Annotated in this window: 1 protein-coding gene; it reads left to right on the forward strand. The window is 70.1% G+C overall.

What is annotated here, in order from left to right; genetic code table 11:
* Positions 1 to 489 precede the first annotated feature (489 nt).
* A partial coding sequence (locus DD1DGNOD_RS16365; protein ID WP_241255776.1) for a sensor domain-containing diguanylate cyclase occupies positions 490 to 1,825 on the forward strand: 1,336 nt, incomplete at its 3' end.

Consider the following 1,825-nt stretch of genomic DNA (forward strand, 5'->3'; position numbering starts at 1 on the left):
GTCCCCTGGCTGAGTGGCTGCCGGGCCCGGAGCTGGAGGGCCCCCGGCCCGGCGGCCGGGGGCCGGACGGACTACCGGGCTTGGAGCCGGACGGACTGCCGGGAGAAGGAGTACCCTCGGCAACACGCCCCGATCCTCAGGCGAAGGGCCTAGCCGAGTACATACGTTCGTGCCGCGTCGGCGTCCCGCCGATCTCGTTCGACGGGAGCGGTGAACAGCGCCCCGGTCGGGTTCTCGGTGGGCCCACTACGATCGGCTCGTGGGTTGCACAGCAGGCATGTGCCCCGCGGCGTCCGCAGCTTCGACGCGAAGGGCACCAATGGCCATTAGCAGCACTTGTGTGACAAATGGTAGTGCTTGTGGGTGTGTTCCGGCTCGTGGCGCCGCGGGCCGGACAGCCCCGCCTTCGGTCGCCCCGCCCTCGATCGCGCTGAAACGGGGGAGCGATCAGACGGATCAGCCCCGCCACGCTCCGTCGAGGATGCCGCCGTGAGCGTCGAGCCGAGCGCCGGCCGGGGCGCGAACGAGGTGAGTATGGACCAGGTGTTCGCGGCCGGCGGCGTGATGGGACGGCTGATGGCGACCGCGGACTGGGCCGCCACCACGCTCGGTCCGCTCCGGGACTGGGGTCCCACCCTGCGGACGGCGGTGAACATCTGTCTCGAGTCCGGGTTCCCCAAGATGGTCCTGTGGGGGCCGGAGCTCATCATGATCTACAACGACGGGTATCTATCCATACTCGATCGAAAGCACCCGGGATGCCTCGGTCAGCCGTCCCATCAGGTCTGGCCGGAGATCTGGGACATCATGCGCCCGATGCTCGACCAGGTGATGCCCAGTGGCGGCGCCACCTGGTCGCAGGACCAGCTCCTCCCGCTGAACCGGCACGGATACCTGGAGGAGTGTTACTTCACCTTCTCCTTAAGCCCGATCCGGGATGTCGTGGGCGACGGTGGTGTGGTCGGCGTCATGGTGACGGCGCAGGAGACAACCCGGCAGATATTCGGCACCCGACGTCTCACCTGCCTGCGCGAGCTCGCCACCGCCACCTCGGACGCGTGCAGTCCGCGGGAGGTGTGTACCCGTGCCGTCGAGGCGCTGGGCCGTTACTCCGGGGACGTCCCGTACAGCGTCGTCCTGCTCCGGGACCCGCACGCGCAGCGGCCGGGGCTGCGACCGGTGGCGTCCTGCGGGCTGGCTGGCGACCCCGAGACTCTCGACCGCCCGGAGGCCCAGGTCCCCGAGTTACTCAGTGTGTTTGGCCGTGACGCTGCCCTCCCCGAGCTGATGGACGCGCTGTCGTCCGGTCAGGCGCGGATTGTCCATCGGCTGCCCGAACGGCTCCCGTTCCGGCTGACCGGCGGCTGCCGGCCGCCGAACTCGGCGATCGTCGTCCCACTCGCCGAGGGCTGTGACGGGTTACCCATCGGCCTGCTGCTCGCCGGAATCAGTGACCGGCTTGCTCCCGACGGCGACTACCGTGACTTCGCCGGACTGGTGGCCGGTCAGATCTCGACCGCGGTGCTGGCGGCGCGAGCCAACGAGGTGGAACGGGCGAGGGCTGCCGACGCCCGCCACCGGGCCCTGCACGACGAGCTCACCGGACTGCCGAACCGCACCGCGCTCCTCGACCAGCTCCACCAGGCGCTCGCCCATGCCCAACGCCACCAACGTCGCGTCGCTGTCCTCTTCGTCGACCTCGACGGCTTCAAGACGGTGAACGACTCGCTGGGCCATCAGGCCGGCGACGACCTGCTCCGCGAGGTGGCGGCGCAGCTACTGCAGACCGTCCGCCCCGGCGACACCGTCGCCCGGTTCTCCGGCG

Origin of the sequence: Candidatus Protofrankia californiensis (genome assembly GCF_900634765.1) — a bacterium.
GTDB classification, from domain to species: domain Bacteria; phylum Actinomycetota; class Actinomycetes; order Frankiales; family Frankiaceae; genus Protofrankia; species Protofrankia californiensis.